The organism is Rhodocista pekingensis, assembly GCF_042665545.1.
GTDB lineage: Bacteria > Pseudomonadota > Alphaproteobacteria > Azospirillales > Azospirillaceae > Rhodocista > Rhodocista pekingensis.
The window spans coordinates 115,780-130,622 of sequence record NZ_JBHTCM010000018.1; the positions used below are offsets into that span (position 1 = coordinate 115,780).

The following is a 14,843-nucleotide window of genomic DNA, read 5'->3' on the forward strand; positions in this document are numbered from 1 at the left end:
GCATTTCCGGGGCGTGTCTTGCCGGGGGCATCGCCCGGGCAGGCGGGTCTCAGCCGGTCAGCGGCCAGACCAGGGCGATCAGCGGCACGCCGACCGCCAGCACGGTCAGCGACAAAGGCAGCCCCAGCCGCCAGTAGTCGCTGAAGCGGTAGCCGGCGGGCCCCATCACCAGCGTGTTCGACTGGTGCCCGATGGGGGTCAGGAAGTCGCTGCTGGCCCCGACCGCCACGGCCATCAGGAACGGGTCGGGGTTCAGGCCCAGATGCTGGGCCAGCCCCACCCCGATGGGGGCCATCACCAGCACCGTGGCGGCGTTGTTCAGCACCGGCGTGACCAGCATCGTCGCCGCCATGATCAGGGCCAGGGCGACGACCGGGGGCACGCCGCTGACCGCCAGCGACAGCCAGCCGGCGATCACCTCGGTGCCGCCGGTGTCGCGCAGCGCGTTGCTGACCGGGATCAGGGCGCCCAGCAGCACGATCACGGGCCATTCGATGCTGCCGTAGACCTCGCGCAGGGCCAGCGCCCGGGTCAGCACCAGCACCAGCACGGCGGCCACGAAGGCGACCGCCACCGGCAGCAGGCCCAGCGCCGCCAGCAGCACGGCCGCCGCCATCACCGCGGCCGGCAGCACCCGGTTGCCGGGCTTGCCGAGCTGGAGATTGCGCTCGGCCAGCGGCAGGCAGCCCAGCGCCGCCAGCGTGTCCGGCATGTCCGCCAGCGGCCCTTGCAGGACGATGACGTCGCCCGGTTGCAGCTTCACCCGCTTCAGCCGGGTGATGGCGGTGCGGTCGTGCCGGCCGATGGCCAGCAGGTTCACGCCGTAGCGGTGGCGCAGCCGCAGCTCCGCCGGCGAGCAGCCGACGACGGGGGAGGTCTCCGTCACCACCGCTTCGACGACGCCGTAGCCATCGCCGGCGGCCAGCGGCGGGGTGTCGTCGCCGTCGTCCTCCAGCACCAGCCCGGCGGCATCCGCCACCCGCTTCACGATGGTCGGATCGCCCTCCAGCAGCAGGATGTCGTCGGCCAGCAGCGTCCAGTGCCCGTGCGGCACGTAGCGGCGGAAGCCCTCGCGCACCACGGCGGCGACGGTGACGTCGCCCTCGCCCTCGTCCTCGAGCTGCCGCACGGTGCGGCCGACGAAGGGCGAGCCCTCGGGCAGCCGCACCTCCATCGTGTAGTCCTCGATCCGGAACTTGTCCTGCGGGTCGCCCTGACCCCGTCGGTGCCGCGGCAGCAGCCGCCAGCCGACGGCGACGATCAGCAGCCCCGCTGCGGTGACGCCCAGCCCGACGGGCGCGAAGTCGAACATGGCGAAGCCCTCGCCCAGCATGTCGCGCCGGACCCCGGAGATCAGGATGTTGGGCGGCGTGCCCACCAGCGTGATCAGTCCGCCCAGCAGCGAGGCGAAGGACAGCGGCATCAGCAGTTCCGCCGGGGAGCGCCCGCTGCGCTGCGCCACCCGCAGCGCCACCGGCAGGAACACGGCCAGCGCGCCGACATTGTTCATGAAGGCCGACAGGGTGGCGACCATGCCGGCCAGGATCAGCACCTGCGCATCCGGCCCGCGCAGCAGCGGACCCAGTGGCCGCAGCGCCGCATCGACCAGCCCGGAATTGCGGATTGCCGTGCTGAGCACCAGCACCGCCGCCACGGTGACGACGGCGGTATCGGAGAAGCCGGAGAACGCCTTCTCCCCCGGCACCACCCCCAGCACGACCGCGGCCACCAGGGCCAGCATCGCCACCAGATCGTAGCGCAGCCGGTCCCAGATGAAGAGCGCGAGCGCCCCGGCCAGGATGCCGAAGACGATGAGCTGGTCGCCCGTGGGCATGCCGGGAGCCTCCGGCGTCACCGCAGCGGCCCCCGCCCGCCCGGTTCCTCCCCGACCGGCGCTCCGGTCGCCGCCCCGGCTGCGGACAGGATCGCGCGCGCCCCCAGCATGCCGACGACGCGGCCCCCCTCCAGCACCGGCACACGCCGCACCTGACGGGACTCCATGCGGCGCACGACGGCTTCCACGGACTCGTCGGCCGTACAGGTCAGCAGGTCGGAGGACATCACCGCGTCCACCGGGGTGGTGGCGGGATCGCGGCCCTGTGCCACGACCCGGATGAGCACGTCGCGGTCGGTCAGGATGCCGCGCAGGTCGGCCGCCTCTCCCACCGGCAGCGCACCGGTGTCCAGCTCTGCCATGAGCCGGGCGGCCTGCTGCACGCTGGTGTCGGGACTCAGGAAATGCACGTCCCGGGTCATGATCTCGGCGACCCTCATGGCCTCGTCTCCGTTACCGGCAAGTCCGGGCGAGCCGCCCGGCGGGTGTTTCAAGCCGGGCTACGCCCGGCGGGGGTCAACACGGGTCCCCGGGCCGGCGTTCCAGGCCGGGCCGGCAGCGGGAGAGGGCGATGCGGCGATGCGGGGCGGAAACGGGCCGGGACCGGGAAGCGGCGGGCAGGCCGGTGGCCCGCAGGGCGCTGCTGGCGGCTGCCCTGGGCGGGGCGGGGCTGCTGGCGCTGCCGGGCCGGCTGCGGCCGGCGGCCGGGCAGGGGCTGCGGCCTGCGGCCGGGCAAGGGGTAGGGCAGGGCGCGGGGCAGGAGGCCGGCGCGGACCCCCTGGACCCGACCGCCTGCCTCGACGATTTCCAGTCCTACCGCGAGGCCGCCACCGACCTTCTGCCCGAGGTCGAGGAGGCGGTGCGGCGCGCCACCGCCGACAGGCGCGACGCCGCCGGGGTCGCTCCCCTGGTGCCGGACGAACGGCTGCGCTGGATCGCCCGCTTCTACGCCGCCCACATCACCCGGGCCGGGCTGTCGCACACCGATCCGCAGGGGCGCGGCCCGGGGCAGCGGATCGGGCTGCTGCACCGGCGGCTGGTCGGGCCGGCGGGCGAGAACCTGTTCCAGAGCAGCCGTCTCCCGCCGTCCGGGCGGGAGGCTGCCGGCAGCGTCGCCGTGGACAGCCTGATGGAGTCCCCCGGCCACCGGCGCAACATCCTGGAACGACGCTGGACCCATGCCGGCATGGGGGCGGTGGCGGACGGCGACGGCTTCGTGGTGGTGCAGCTCTTCGCCCAGCGCGCCGCCCTGCTGGCCGGACCGATGCCGGCCGTGCTGGAGGCGGGGCGGCCGCTGCCGCCCGTGGCGCGCCAGTTCGCGGAGGGGATGCCGGACCGGGTCGGCTTCGGCCCGCCGACGGACGGGCCGGTCGCCGTGGACACGGTGCCGCTGGCCGACGCGCGGACGCCGGCCGCGCCGGGCATCTACCGCAGCCTCTACGCCTTCCTGCGCGAGCGCACGGCGTCCGGCGCGCATTACGAGATCGCCCCCGGCCCGATCGTCCGGGTCGGCTGAACCGGCAGGATCAAGGGCGGGCCGGATCAATGCCCCGCGGCGTGGGCGTGCCGGCGGCCTTCCTCGCTCAGCACGTAGCGGCGGCTGCAATAGGGGCAGTCCACCTCGCCCTTCGCGCCCAGCGGCAGATAGACGAGCGGGTGGCCCAGCGCGCCGCCGCCGCCGTCGCAGCCGACCGTCGCATCGTCCACATGGATGATCTCAAGCGGTTGCATGGCCTCTCTCCCTTTTTTCGCGCCCGGTTCTTCCGGCCCGGTGTTTCCGTCCCCGGCCCGGCCGTCAGCCTGGCCTCCGGCGCTGCGGCCGGCATCATACCCGAGCGTCCGCTCCGATCAACCGCCCGCGGCCGGCGCTTCCGGTCAGGGTGGCGGCCAGGGCAGCGGGCGGGGTGGCTGCCAGGGCAGCGGGCGGGGCGGGGAGAGGGACAATCCCGGGGCCGGAGCCGCCGGCCGGGACGCGGGCGATTGACCGGCCGGCGGAAGCGATGTTACGCCATCCCCGGATGTCGCGCCTCTCGGGGGGGCGGTCCCGGCCATGCCTGCCGGACCGGACCGATGCCCCGCCGGTCCGAACCCGTCAGCCGCGGACATCACCCGACCGTTCAGGAAGCCAGGCCGCCCATGCCCGACATGACCCTGCCCCCCGCCGCCGGTTCCGGGGCCCCCGCCGGCGCGGTGCTGCCGCCCGACCAGGCGGTCGAGGTCCATGACCTGCGCAAGATCTACAAGGGCACCGGCCGCGCCCCCGCGAAGGAGGCGCTGAAGGGCATCTCCCTCAGCATCCCGCGCGGTTCCCTCTACGGCCTGCTGGGGCCGAACGGGGCGGGCAAGAGCACCTTCATCAACATCCTGGCCGGGCTGGTGAACAAGACCAGCGGCACGGCCCGGATCTGGGGCATCGACATCGACCAGGACCCGCGCAGCGCCCGCGCCGCCATCGGCGTGGTGCCGCAGGAGCTGAACCTGGACCCGTTCTTCACCCCGCGGGAGATCCTGGATCTCCAGGCCGGCCTCTACGGCGTGCCGAAGCGGGAGCGCCAGACCGACCGGCTGCTGGAGGCGGTCGGCTTGCAGGACAAGGCCGACGCCTATGCCCGCACCCTCTCCGGTGGCATGCGCCGGCGGCTGATGGTGGCGAAGGCCATGGTCCACGCCCCGCCCGTGCTGGTGCTGGACGAGCCCACCGCCGGCGTGGACGTGGAGCTGCGCCAGTCCCTCTGGGCGCATGTGCGCGAACTGAACCGGGCCGGCACCACGGTGGTGCTGACGACGCACTACCTGGAGGAAGCGGAGCAGCTGTGCGACACCATTGCCATCGTCAACCATGGCCAGGTCGTCGCCTGTGACAGCAAGCAGCAGCTCCTGAAGCGGCTGGACCAGAAGGAACTGGTCGTGCATCTCGGCCAGGACGTGGACGCGCTGCCCGAGGCGCTGGCCGCCTGCGACGCCGAACTCCAGGGCTCCCGCCGCATCGTCATCCGCTACCGGCCCAGCCGGGCGCGGGTGGGCGACATTCTGGGGGCCGTCTCCGCCGCCGGCCTGTCCATCGTGGACCTGACGACGGTCGAGTCCGACCTGGAGGACCTGTTCCTGCAACTGACCCGGGCGCCCCAGGCCGCCGCCGCGGCCACCGCCCACGACGATGAGTACCGCTGAGCGCGGTTCCCTCCCGCGCCGCCGGGCGTGGGTCCTCCTCCCGGCGCTGCTGCTGGCGCTCGTGCTGGCGGGCTGCGCCCCGACCCTGCAACCGATGGGGCCGCGGGTGGCCGCCCCGACACTGGAGGCGGAGACCTTCCGCACCGCCGACGGGGAGGCCCTGCCGCTGCGCCACTGGCTGCCGGCCGGCAAGCCCAGGGCGGTGATCCTGGCGCTGCACGGCTTCAACGACTATTCCAACGCCTTCGACAGTCCCGCCCGCTTCTGGGCGGCGCACGGCGTCGCCACCTATGCCTACGACCAGCGCGGCTTCGGCGGCAGCGGCCGGCCGGGCATCTGGCCGGGCAGCGACACCCTCACCCAGGACGTGCTGGACGCCGCCGCGGCGCTGAACGCCGCCTATCCCGGCGTGCCGCTCTATCTGCTGGGGGAGAGCATGGGCGGGGCCGTGCTGCTGGCCGCCTTCGCCGGCCGCGACCTGCCGCCGGGGATCGCCGGGCTGCTGCTGTCCGCGCCGGCGGTGTGGAGCCGGGACACCATGCCCTTCTACCAGCGCTGGGCGCTCTCGGTGGCGGGCTGGACGGTGCCCTGGCTGAAGCTCAGCCCGCCGCGCGGGCTGGACATCCAGGCCTCCGACAATATCGAGGTGCTGCGCGCCCTGGGCCGCGACCCGCTGGTGCTGAAGGAGACCCGGGTGGACGCCGTGCGCGGCCTGACCGACCTGATGGACCAGGCGATGGCGGGGGCCGAGCAGCTGGCCGTGCCGGCCCTGGTGCTGTACGGGGAGAACGAGCAGGTCATCCCGGTGGAGCCGCGCAGCCGCGCCATGCGCCGGCTGCCGCTGGCCGAACCGCCGCGGCACGGGCCGCGGCTGGCCCTCTATCCGCACGGCTGGCACCTGCTGCTGCGCGACCTGAACGCCGAGACGGTGTGGCGCGACGTGCTGGCCTGGATCGCCGATCCGCACGCGGCCCTGCCCAGCGGGGCCGACCGCAATCCCCGCGTGCTCACCCTGCTGGACCCCGCCCCCGACGGCGCGGCGGCGGACCCGACGGCGACCGACGACGAACCCTCCTCCCCCCTGGAAGCGCCGCCGGTGCCCTGAGGGGGCGGAGACAGGGCATAGGTCGGCGCGCGCGGAGCGCGGGCCGACGTCGGTTCCGGGTGCGTCTCGGGTGTCGGCCGTCTCTGGTGTCGGCCCTCGCGCTGCGCGCTCGCTCCGACCTACGGGCCGACCTACGGGGGAGCCGGGGGGCGGCCCTGTGCGGGCCGCCCGGGGAACCGGCGGGGCTCAGCGGGCGCCGGTGTTGATCCCGAAGATCGTGTAGAGCGGGCACCAGCGCAGCGTCGCCGTGGTCAGCGGCACCAGCCCGATCAGGCCCAGCCAGCGGGCATTGCCCTCCAGCAGCACCAGCAGCGACAGCAGGGCCAGCGCGATCACGAAACGCAGGGCGCGGTCCAGGGAACCGACATTCGTCACCATCTCACTCACCTCCAGGAAGGGCGTGCCGGCCTGTCCCGGGGCGGGAGCCGGCCGCCGTTGCGACCGGGCGAATATCTATTCCTTCGAATGGGTGAAGTAATTGAGAATCGTCAAGCCGGGACCGGGGGCCGCCCCGGCCGGTTCCGGGGGTCAGACCACGCCTTCGGCCTTCAGCCGGGCCAGCTCCTCCGGCCCGTAGCCCAGCCCGGCCAGCACCTCGGCCGTGTGCTCGCCCTGCATCGGGGCGGGGCGGTCGATGCTGAAGGCGAAGTCGGTCATGCGGATCGGGAAGGCGTACTGCCGCACCGGCCCCTCCACCGGATGGTCGTGCTCCACCACTAGGCCGCGGCCACGGGCCTGCTCGCTCTCCAGCGCCTCCTCCGGGGTCAGCACGGGGCTGACGCAGGCGTCCACGCCGGCGAAAACCGCCGCCCAGTCGGCCAGCGGGCGGGCGCGCACCCGCTCCGCCACGGCCGCGCGGACGCGCTCGCCCTCCGCTCCGGTGGCATAGCCCAGCCCTTCCAGTTCCGGCGTGCCGATGGCGGCACAGAAGGCGCTCCAGAACTTCTGTTCCAGCGCCCCTACCGCCAGCCAGCGGCCGTCCGCCGTCTCATAGACGCCGTAGTTGGGCTGGCCGCCGCTGAGCCGGCCCTGGCCGCGCGGCTCCGCCCCCTGGCCGGCGTTCAGGGTGGAGAGCGCCACCACCGTGTGCGCCAGCACGCAGTCGGTCATCGCCACGTCCACATGCCGGCCCTGGCCGGTCCGCTGCGCATCCACCAGCGCCGCGAGGATGCCCATGACGGCGGAGAGCGAGCCGCCGGCCAGATCGGCGATCTGGAAGTTGGACAGGGCCGGCGGCCCGCCGGCCGTGCCCGTCTGGTCCAGCACCCCGGCATGGGCAAGGTAGTTCATGTCGTGCCCGGCCCGCTGCGCCCAGGGACCGTCCTGGCCGTAGCCGGTGATGCTGGCATAGACCACCTTGGGGTTCAGCGCCCGCACGGCGGCATAGCCCACGCCCAGCCTGTCGGCGACGCCGGGGCGGAAGCCCTCCACCACGATATCGGCATCGGCGGCCAGCTTCAGCAGGATCTGCTGCGCCTCCGGCTTCTTCAGGTCCAGGGTCAGCGACCGCTTGTTGCGGTTGAACAGCAGGAAGCTGGTCGAGTTGACCTTCTGCCGCTGGCCCATCCAGCGGGCATAGTCGCCGCCCGCCGGGTCCTCCACCTTCAGCACGTCGGCGCCGAGGTCGGCCAGATGCTGGGTACACATCGGCCCCGGCAGCAGCCGGGTCAGGTCGAGCACGGTGAGTCCGGCCAGGGGCTTGGCGCGCATGGGGGTCCTTCCCGCGGGTGGGGCCAGTCGTGGGGGGCCAGTCGTATGGGCCGGTCGTGTTGGGCCGGTCGTGTTGGGCCGGTCGTGGGGGGCCGCCGCTACTCCGCCGCCAGCGCCTGCGGCCGGGCGGGGGAGGCGGGCAGGCGGCACGCCTCCTCGTATTCGGCGGTCAGGCGGGCGACCAGTTCGGCCACCGTGGGCACGTCATGGATGGTGCCGATGCCCTGGCCGGCGGACCAGATGTCCTTCCAGGCCTTCGCCTCCCGGGACTCGTCGCGGTTGGCCAGATCCATGTCCGGCCGCTCCAGCCCGCCCGTGATGTTGGCCGGGTCGATCCCGTTGGCGGCGATGCTGGGGGCCAGATAGTTGCCGGGGATGCCGCTGAAGGCCGGGGTGTAGACGATGTCGGTCGCGCTCGACTCGACGATCATCTGCTTGTAGCCGGGCTTGGCGTTGGCCTCGGCCGTGGCGATGAAGCGGGTCCCCATGTAGCCGAAGTCGGCGCCCAGCACCTCCGCCGCGCGCACCGCCCGGCCCGAGGACATCGAGCCCGACAGCGCGATCGGCCCGTCGAAGAACTCCCGCACCTCCGGCAGCAGGGCGAAGGGCGACAGCGTGCCGGCATGGCCGCCGGCCCCGGCGCAGACCAGGATCAGCCCGTCCACGCCCGCCGCCAGCGCCTTGCGCGCGTGCTTCACGTTGGTGACGTCGTGGAAGACGATGCCGCCGTAGGAATGGATGCGCGGCACGATCTCCGTCGGCGCGCCGACGGAGGTGATGACGAACGGCACCCTGTGCCGCACCACCAGCTCCACATCCTCGGCCAGCCGGGTGTTGGAGCGGTGGACGATCAGGTTGACGCCGAACGGCGCCACCGGCCGGCCCGGATGGGCGGCGCGGAAGGCGTCCAGCTCGGCGGTCAGGTCGCCCAGCCACGCGTCGAGCTGGGCCAGCGGCCGGGCGTTCAGGCTGGGGAAGGTGCCGACGACGCCCGCCTTGCACTGCGCCGCGACCAGCGCAGGGTAGCTGCATATGAACATCGGCGCCCCGATCACGGGGAGGGCGAGCTTGCCCTGGAACAGGCTGGGGATCGGCATGGGTCCTCCCGGGCGTTCTTCTTGCGGCCGTCGATTGCGGCGGCGGATTGTTCCGGCCTGCCGGCCGGATCACAAGGGCCCGCGGCCCGCCTGTCCGTAAGGCGGGCCGGTCAGCGCCGCTGCGCCCCGTGCCAGACACGCAGGACGCGCACCTCGTCCGCCGGATTGCTACGCGCTCCGGGTCCGGACTATCCGCACCGCTTGTCCATGGAATTGCCGCCTCGGGCCACCGGCGGAGGCGGCAGCGGCGTTCCGGTCCGGGCGGCGGCGGCGGCGCGCGCCAGCCAGTCGCGCACCGTATCGTGCCCGACGGTTCGGCCCTGGCGGACATCGTCCTCCGCCTCCGCCAGCGCCCGCAGGCGCGCGTCGGGGTCCGCCCCCTCGATCCGGGGCGGTGCGGCTGCGACAGGGGGCCGGCGGCTCGGTCTGACCATGGGGTCAGTTTCTTCGCTCAGGGTTAAAGCGACAAGCGGTTTCGCAACCCTCGCTTCCGCATCCCGCTCTGGCAGGGTGTGGCGCGGCCCTGTAGTCTGTTATTCGGAACGACAACGCCGGATGGTCCGGCGGAGAAGAAAATTAGGCGATGAGCCTCAGGAGCGAGCGTATATGGCCGACAGCGACAACCGGATCACGACTGAGGAGGCCCTTCTGCTGCACAGCGGCGGCCGCCCCGGAAAGCTGGAGGTCACCCCCACCAAGCCCCTGACGACACAGCGCGATCTGTCCCTGGCCTACTCGCCCGGCGTGGCCCAGCCCTGCCTGCGCATCCATGCCGATCCCTCCACCGCCTACGACTACACGGCCAAGGGCAACCTCGTGGCCGTGATCTCCAACGGCACGGCCGTGCTCGGCCTGGGCGACCTGGGCGCGCTTGCCTCCAAGCCGGTGATGGAGGGCAAGGCCGTCCTGTTCAAGCGCTTCGCCGACGTGGACGGCATCGACCTCTGCGTCGATACCCGCGACGTGGACGACTTCGTCAACTGCGTGCGCTTCCTGGGCCCCAGCTTCGGCGGCATCAACCTGGAGGACATCAAGGCGCCGGACTGCTTCATCATCGAGCAGCGCCTGCGCGAGCTGATGGACATCCCGGTCTTCCACGACGACCAGCACGGCACCGCCATCATCGCCGCGGCCGGCATGATCAACGCCCTGGAGCTGACCGGCCGCAGCATGGCGGACACGCGGATGGTGGTGAACGGCGCCGGCGCCGCGGCCATCGCCTGCGTCGAGCTGATCAAGGCCATGGGCATGCCGCACGGGAACGTGACCCTGTGCGACACCAAGGGGGTGGTCTACCAGGGCCGCACCGAGGGCATGAACCAGTGGAAGTCGGCCCACGCCATCCGGACCGACGCCCGCACCCTGGCCGAGGCGCTGGAGGGGGCCGACGTCTTCATGGGTCTCTCGGTGAAGGGGGCGGTGACGCGGGAGATGGTCCGCGGCATGGCGCCGAAGCCGATCATCTTCGCCATGGCGAACCCCGACCCGGAGATCACGCCGGAGGAGGTGCGCGCCGTCCGCAAGGACGCCATCGTCGCCACCGGCCGCAGCGACTATCCCAACCAGGTCAATAACGTCCTGGGCTTCCCCTACATCTTCCGCGGCGCCCTGGACGTGCGGGCCAGCACCATCAACGAGGCGATGAAGATCGCCGCCGCCCGCGCCCTGGCCGAACTGGCGCGCGAGGACGTGCCGGACGAGGTGGACGCCGCCTATGCCGGCCGGCGGCTGCGCTACGGTCCGGAGTACATCATCCCCGTCCCGTTCGACCCGCGCCTGATCGTCAAGATCCCGGCCGCGGTGGCGCGGGCGGCCATGGAGTCGGGCGTCGCCCGCAAGCCCATCGTGGACATGGAGGAGTACGGCCGCTCCCTGCGCCTGCGCCTCGACCCCACCTCGGACAGCCTCCAGCTCATCTTCGAGAAGGTGAAGGCCAACCCCAAGCGGGTCGTCTTCGCCGAGGGCGAGGAGGAGCGGACGATCCGCGCCGCCCTGGCCTTCCGCACCGCCGGCTACGGCACGCCGGTGCTGATCGGGCGCGAGGAGGTGATCGTCGAGCAGATCGCCAGCCTGGGCCTGGGCGCCATCGAGCCGCTGGAGATCCACAACGCCCGCGTCTCCCGGCTCAACGACGGCTTCTCCGACTTCCTCTACGGCCGGCTGCAACGGCGCGGCATGCTGTACCGGGACTGCCAGCGGCTGGTGAACCAGAACCGCAACGTCTTCGGCGCCTGCATGGTGGCGCTGGGCGACGCCGACGCCCTGGTCACCGGGCTGACCCGCAGCTTCGCCGTCTCCTTCGAGGACATCGCCCGCGTCGTGGACCCGCAGCCCGACCATGTCGTCTTCGGCCTGTCGGTGCTGGCCAGCCGGGCGCGCACCGTCTTCATCGCCGACACCACCGTGCATGAGCAGCCCAGCGCCGAGGAACTGGCCGACATCGCCATCCAGTCCGCCCGCACGGCGCGGCAGATGGGGCACGAACCGCGCGTGGCCTTCCTCTCCTTCTCCAACTTCGGCCAGCCGATGCACCAGCGGGCGCAGCATGTGCGCGATGCCGTGGCCCTGCTGGACGGCCGGTCGGTGGATTTCGAGTACGATGGCGAGATGTCGGCCGACGTGGCGCTGGATTTCGAGCTGATGAGCCGGCTCTACCCGTTCTGCCGCCTCTCCGGCCCGGCCAACGTGCTGATCATGCCGGGCCTGCACGCCGCCAACATCGGCGCCAAGATGTTGCAGAAGATGGGCGGCGGCACGCTGGTCGGGCCGCTGCTGATCGGGCTGGACCGGCCGGTGCAGATCGTCCAGATGGGGGCCACGGCGAACGACATGGTCACCGCCGCGGTGCTGGCCGCGCACGACGCCCTGGCCTGGTAGGCGCCTGCCCGGCCCCGGTGGGCGGGCCGGGGCGGCGCGGGCCGGGGCGGGGCGGGCCGGGCCGGGCCGGGCCGGGAATGAAATTTCGATGACGCCGCTGCGGGCCGGCGGGACAGATGCTATCAGGATCGTTCGCCCCGCGCCGGCCGCGGCGGGGGCGGGCGGGTCCCGCCCGGGGCCCGGACTGGGAGAGCACCGGCAGACCGCGTCCGATGAGCAGGCAAGAGATCCGTCCCGACCGCTTCATCCTGATCGGCGTCCTGCTGCTGGCGCCGACCGCGGGGATTCTGCTGTCCCTGGTGCTGGCGGGGAAGCTGGGTTTCGGCCTCGCCCTGGCGGCGATCACGCTGGCCGCCGGGCTGACCGGGCTGGTCCTGCGCATGCTCTATCACGATTCCCGGCTGATCGCGGAGTTCCTGGACCACACGGCCCAGGCCGACGATCCGGTGCCGGCGCCGCTGCCCAACTCCGCCGTGGCGCAGACCCTGCTGTCCGCCACGGCGCAGGCGCAGCGCCGCTGGCTGGAGCGGCTGGACAAGGCCGAGCGCCGCGTCGCCGTGGGCGAGGCGGTGGTCGAGGCGATGCACGAGCCGCTGATCCTGATCGACCCCGACCGCCGGGTGGCGCAGGCGAACGCCGCCGCCCGCGCCCTGTTCGGGGACCGACTGTCCGGGCGCGACCTTGCCGTCAGCCTGCGCAACCCGGCCGTGCTGGAGGCCGTGGGGCAGGTGCTGCGGGGCGGCACCTCGCGCAGCGTGGAGTTCACCCTGTCGCTGCCGGTGGAGCGGGTGCTGGAGGCGCGGGTCAAGCCGTTCCGCCGGCCCGCCGCGGCCGACCCGGCCCTTCCGGTCGGGGCCGGGGCGGGGACCGAGGCGGCGGTGCTGCTGACGCTGCACGACATCACCGTGCTGAAGCGGTCGGAGCAGATGCGGGCCGACTTCGTCGCCAATGCCAGCCACGAGCTGCGCACCCCGCTCGCCACCCTGCTGGGCTTCATCGAGACGCTGCGCGGCCCGGCCCGTGACGATGCCGAGGCGCGCGACCGCTTCCTCGGCATCATGCACGACCAGGCCGGGCGCATGTCCCGGCTGGTCAACGACCTGATGTCCTTGTCGCGGATCGAGCTGGACGAGCACACCCCGCCGTCCGGCACGGCCGACGTGGCGGAGATCGTGCGCAAGGTCGTCGCCATGCTGGAGCTGCGCGCCGCGGCCCGGAAGATCCGGCTGCGGGTGGAGGGGCCGGAGCGGCTGCCCCCCGTGGTGGGGGACGAGGACCAGTTGGCCCAGGTCTTCCAGAACCTGATCGACAACGCCCTCAAGTACGGGCGCGAGCAGACCGAGGTGACGGTCGCGCTCTCCGTCGCCGACCAGCCCGCCAGCGGTGGGGGCGGCGGCATGCCGGGGGCTCTGTCGGCGGTTCCGGTCCTGCCCGGACGGCGGCGTCCGACGCATCTGGTCGCGGTCGCCGTGATCGACCGCGGCGACGGCATCCCGCGCACCCACCTGCCGCGCCTGACCGAGCGGTTCTACCGGGTGGACCCGGCCCGCTCCCGTGCGCTGGGGGGGACGGGGCTGGGGCTGGCCATCGTCAAGCACATCGTCAACCGCCACCGCGGCCGCCTCGCCATCGACAGCGAGGTCGGCAAGGGCAGCACCTTCACCGTGCTGCTGCCGGCGGCGACGCAGGAACCGGCCCCGGCGCAGCCGCTGCCCGGCGCCGTCGCCTGATCCGTCCGGATCGCGCGGGGCAGGGGATGCGGGGTGCGTTCCGGTCCGGTCAGCCCTGCGCCGCGGCGGGTCCCGCCGGCGCCGGCTGTCATCAAACCGTCATGCGACCGTAGTATTTGGTTCGCGCTCGGGGACTAAGGTCCGGCTACCCCGCCGGGACCCAGTTGCCGGGGAGAGCGGGCTTGCATCCCCGGACCAGTTGCCAAGAAATCGGAGGCAATGTCGTGACCACGAAGAAGCTTGCCCTTGCCGCCGCGGTCGCTGCGGTTTCCGTCGTCGGCCTGACCGGCGTCGCCGAGGCCCGCCAGCAGATCCGCATCGTCGGTTCCTCCACGGTCTTCCCCTTCACCGCCACGGTGGTGGAGCGCTTCGGCCAGACCACCAGCTTCCCCGCGCCGATCCTGGAGTCGACCGGCACCGGCGGCGGCATGCGCCTGTTCTGCGCCGGCGTCGGCGCCGATCACCCGGACATCACCGGCGCCTCGCGCGCCATGAAGGCGTCCGAGTTCGATCAGTGCCAGAAGAACGGCGTCGAAGAAGTCACCGAGATCCAGATCGGCTTCGACGGCATCGCCTTCGCCCACTCCAAGGCCGGCCCGGAGATCAACCTGACCAAGGCCCAGCTCTGGCAGGCGCTGGCCAAGGAGGTCGAGGTCAACGGCCAGATCGTCCCGAACCCGCACAAGCGCTGGTCCGACGTCGATCCGTCGCTGCCGAACGCCCCGATCGAGGTGCTCGGCCCGCCCCCGACCTCCGGCACCCGCGACGCCTGGGTCGAGCTGGTGATGGACACCGGCTGCGAGGAGTATCCGGCGGTGAAGTCGCTGGCCGCCGCCCGCAAGAAGGCCGTCTGCCAGACGATGCGTGAGGACGGCGCCTTCATCGAGGCCGGTGAGAACGACAACCTGATCGTCCAGCGTCTGGAGCAGAACAAGGACGCCTACGGCATCTTCGGCTTCTCCTACCTGGAGGAGAACCTGGACAAGCTGAAGGGCGCGACGATCGCCGGCGTGACCCCGAGCTTCGAGACCATCGCCTCCGGCGAGTACCCGATCTCCCGCCCGCTCTTCATCTACCTGAAGAACGCCCATGTCGGCGTCATCCCCGGCCTGAAGGAGTTCGTCACCGAGTATGTCGGTGAGCGCGCCGCCGGTGAGGACGGCTACCTGGCCGACAAGGGTCTGGTGGCGATGCCGGCCGAGCGTCTGGCCAAGGTGCAGGAGACCGTGAAGTCCCTGACCCCGATGGCCAAGCCGGCCTCCTGATCCGGTTGCCCGACCGCCTGAACGGTGCTACCGGCGGTGATCGCCGCCGGTAGC

At 72.8% G+C, this 14,843-nt stretch carries 13 protein-coding genes; 6 read left to right on the top strand and 7 right to left on the bottom strand.

Annotated features, from left to right (window positions below):
- Positions 1 to 49: 49 nt before the first annotated feature.
- Both ACFQPS_RS15960 and ACFQPS_RS15965 read right to left on the bottom strand, forming a co-directional pair.
- Positions 50 to 1,834 carry an SLC13 family permease gene (locus ACFQPS_RS15960; protein ID WP_377360211.1) on the bottom strand — a complete coding sequence of 595 codons (1,785 nt, stop codon included), beginning with the start codon at positions 1,832 to 1,834 and terminating at the stop codon, positions 50 to 52.
- A 17-nt stretch (positions 1,835 to 1,851) separates the two neighbouring features.
- Complete coding sequence (locus tag ACFQPS_RS15965; protein ID WP_377360212.1) at positions 1,852 to 2,274, bottom strand: CBS domain-containing protein; 423 nt, start codon at positions 2,272 to 2,274, stop codon at positions 1,852 to 1,854.
- A gap of 185 nt (positions 2,275 to 2,459) precedes the next feature.
- Between ACFQPS_RS15965 and ACFQPS_RS15970 the strand changes: the two genes are divergently transcribed.
- Complete coding sequence (locus ACFQPS_RS15970) at positions 2,460 to 3,350, top strand: CAP domain-containing protein (protein ID WP_377360213.1); 891 nt, start codon at positions 2,460 to 2,462, stop codon at positions 3,348 to 3,350.
- A 26-nt stretch (positions 3,351 to 3,376) separates the two neighbouring features.
- Here ACFQPS_RS15970 and ACFQPS_RS15975 read toward each other — a convergent pair whose 3' ends face one another.
- A complete protein-coding gene (locus ACFQPS_RS15975; protein ID WP_377360214.1) occupies positions 3,377 to 3,565 on the bottom strand; it encodes a zinc-finger domain-containing protein in 189 nt (62 codons plus the stop codon).
- Between the two features lie 405 nt (positions 3,566 to 3,970).
- Here ACFQPS_RS15975 and ACFQPS_RS15980 point away from each other — a divergent pair, with 405 nt between their 5' ends.
- Together ACFQPS_RS15980 and ACFQPS_RS15985 are read left to right on the top strand one after the other, a co-directional pair.
- Positions 3,971 to 5,005, top strand: coding sequence for an ABC transporter ATP-binding protein (locus ACFQPS_RS15980; protein ID WP_377360215.1), 1,035 nt, complete (start codon positions 3,971 to 3,973; stop codon positions 5,003 to 5,005).
- Positions 4,992 to 6,110, top strand: coding sequence for an alpha/beta hydrolase (locus ACFQPS_RS15985; protein ID WP_377360216.1), 1,119 nt, complete (start codon positions 4,992 to 4,994; stop codon positions 6,108 to 6,110). Before ACFQPS_RS15980 ends, ACFQPS_RS15985 begins: the two co-directional genes overlap by 14 nt.
- A 186-nt stretch (positions 6,111 to 6,296) precedes the next feature.
- On the opposite strand, the gene ACFQPS_RS15990 is transcribed toward ACFQPS_RS15985, so the two are convergent.
- From ACFQPS_RS15990 to ACFQPS_RS16005, 4 genes are all read right to left on the bottom strand, one after another.
- The gene (locus ACFQPS_RS15990) at positions 6,297 to 6,488 is read right to left on the bottom strand and encodes a YgaP family membrane protein (RefSeq protein WP_377360217.1); all 192 of its coding nucleotides are present in this window, start codon (positions 6,486 to 6,488) and stop codon (positions 6,297 to 6,299) included.
- A gap of 150 nt (positions 6,489 to 6,638) precedes the next feature.
- Entirely contained in the window at positions 6,639 to 7,820 is a 1,182-nt protein-coding gene (locus tag ACFQPS_RS15995) for a CaiB/BaiF CoA transferase family protein (protein ID WP_377360218.1), read from the bottom strand.
- A 98-nt stretch (positions 7,821 to 7,918) separates the two neighbouring features.
- Positions 7,919 to 8,917 (bottom strand): NAD(P)H-dependent flavin oxidoreductase, encoded by a 999-nt coding sequence (locus ACFQPS_RS16000; protein WP_377360219.1) that lies wholly within the window; start codon positions 8,915 to 8,917, stop codon positions 7,919 to 7,921.
- Between the two features lie 188 nt (positions 8,918 to 9,105).
- Complete coding sequence (locus tag ACFQPS_RS16005; RefSeq protein WP_377360220.1) at positions 9,106 to 9,351, bottom strand: hypothetical protein; 246 nt, start codon at positions 9,349 to 9,351, stop codon at positions 9,106 to 9,108.
- Between the two features lie 172 nt (positions 9,352 to 9,523).
- On the opposite strand from ACFQPS_RS16005, the gene ACFQPS_RS16010 reads away from it, so the two are divergent.
- From ACFQPS_RS16010 to ACFQPS_RS16020, 3 genes are all read left to right on the top strand, one after another.
- Entirely contained in the window at positions 9,524 to 11,794 is a 2,271-nt protein-coding gene (locus tag ACFQPS_RS16010) for an NADP-dependent malic enzyme (protein WP_377360221.1), read from the top strand.
- Positions 11,795 to 12,006: 212 nt separating this feature from the next.
- A complete protein-coding gene (locus ACFQPS_RS16015) occupies positions 12,007 to 13,524 on the top strand; it encodes a sensor histidine kinase (protein WP_377360222.1) in 1,518 nt (505 codons plus the stop codon).
- Between the two features lie 224 nt (positions 13,525 to 13,748).
- A complete protein-coding gene (locus ACFQPS_RS16020; RefSeq protein ID WP_377360223.1) occupies positions 13,749 to 14,789 on the top strand; it encodes a PstS family phosphate ABC transporter substrate-binding protein in 1,041 nt (346 codons plus the stop codon).
- The last annotated feature ends 54 nt before the right edge of the window (positions 14,790 to 14,843 follow it).

Coding starts and splice junctions, on each gene's coding strand:
- ACFQPS_RS15960 (WP_377360211.1), bottom strand. CDS start 1,834: ATGCCCACGGGCGACCAGCTCATCGTCTTCGGCATCCTGGCCGGGGCG.
- ACFQPS_RS15965 (WP_377360212.1), bottom strand. CDS start 2,274: ATGAGGGTCGCCGAGATCATGACCCGGGACGTGCATTTCCTGAGTCCC.
- ACFQPS_RS15975 (WP_377360214.1), bottom strand. CDS start 3,565: ATGCAACCGCTTGAGATCATCCATGTGGACGATGCGACGGTCGGCTGC.
- ACFQPS_RS15980 (WP_377360215.1), top strand. CDS start 3,971: ATGCCCGACATGACCCTGCCCCCCGCCGCCGGTTCCGGGGCCCCCGCC.
- ACFQPS_RS15985 (WP_377360216.1), top strand. CDS start 4,992: ATGAGTACCGCTGAGCGCGGTTCCCTCCCGCGCCGCCGGGCGTGGGTC.
- ACFQPS_RS15990 (WP_377360217.1), bottom strand. CDS start 6,488: ATGGTGACGAATGTCGGTTCCCTGGACCGCGCCCTGCGTTTCGTGATC.
- ACFQPS_RS15995 (WP_377360218.1), bottom strand. CDS start 7,820: ATGCGCGCCAAGCCCCTGGCCGGACTCACCGTGCTCGACCTGACCCGG.
- ACFQPS_RS16000 (WP_377360219.1), bottom strand. CDS start 8,917: ATGCCGATCCCCAGCCTGTTCCAGGGCAAGCTCGCCCTCCCCGTGATC.
- ACFQPS_RS16005 (WP_377360220.1), bottom strand. CDS start 9,351: ATGGTCAGACCGAGCCGCCGGCCCCCTGTCGCAGCCGCACCGCCCCGG.
- ACFQPS_RS16010 (WP_377360221.1), top strand. CDS start 9,524: ATGGCCGACAGCGACAACCGGATCACGACTGAGGAGGCCCTTCTGCTG.
- ACFQPS_RS16015 (WP_377360222.1), top strand. CDS start 12,007: ATGAGCAGGCAAGAGATCCGTCCCGACCGCTTCATCCTGATCGGCGTC.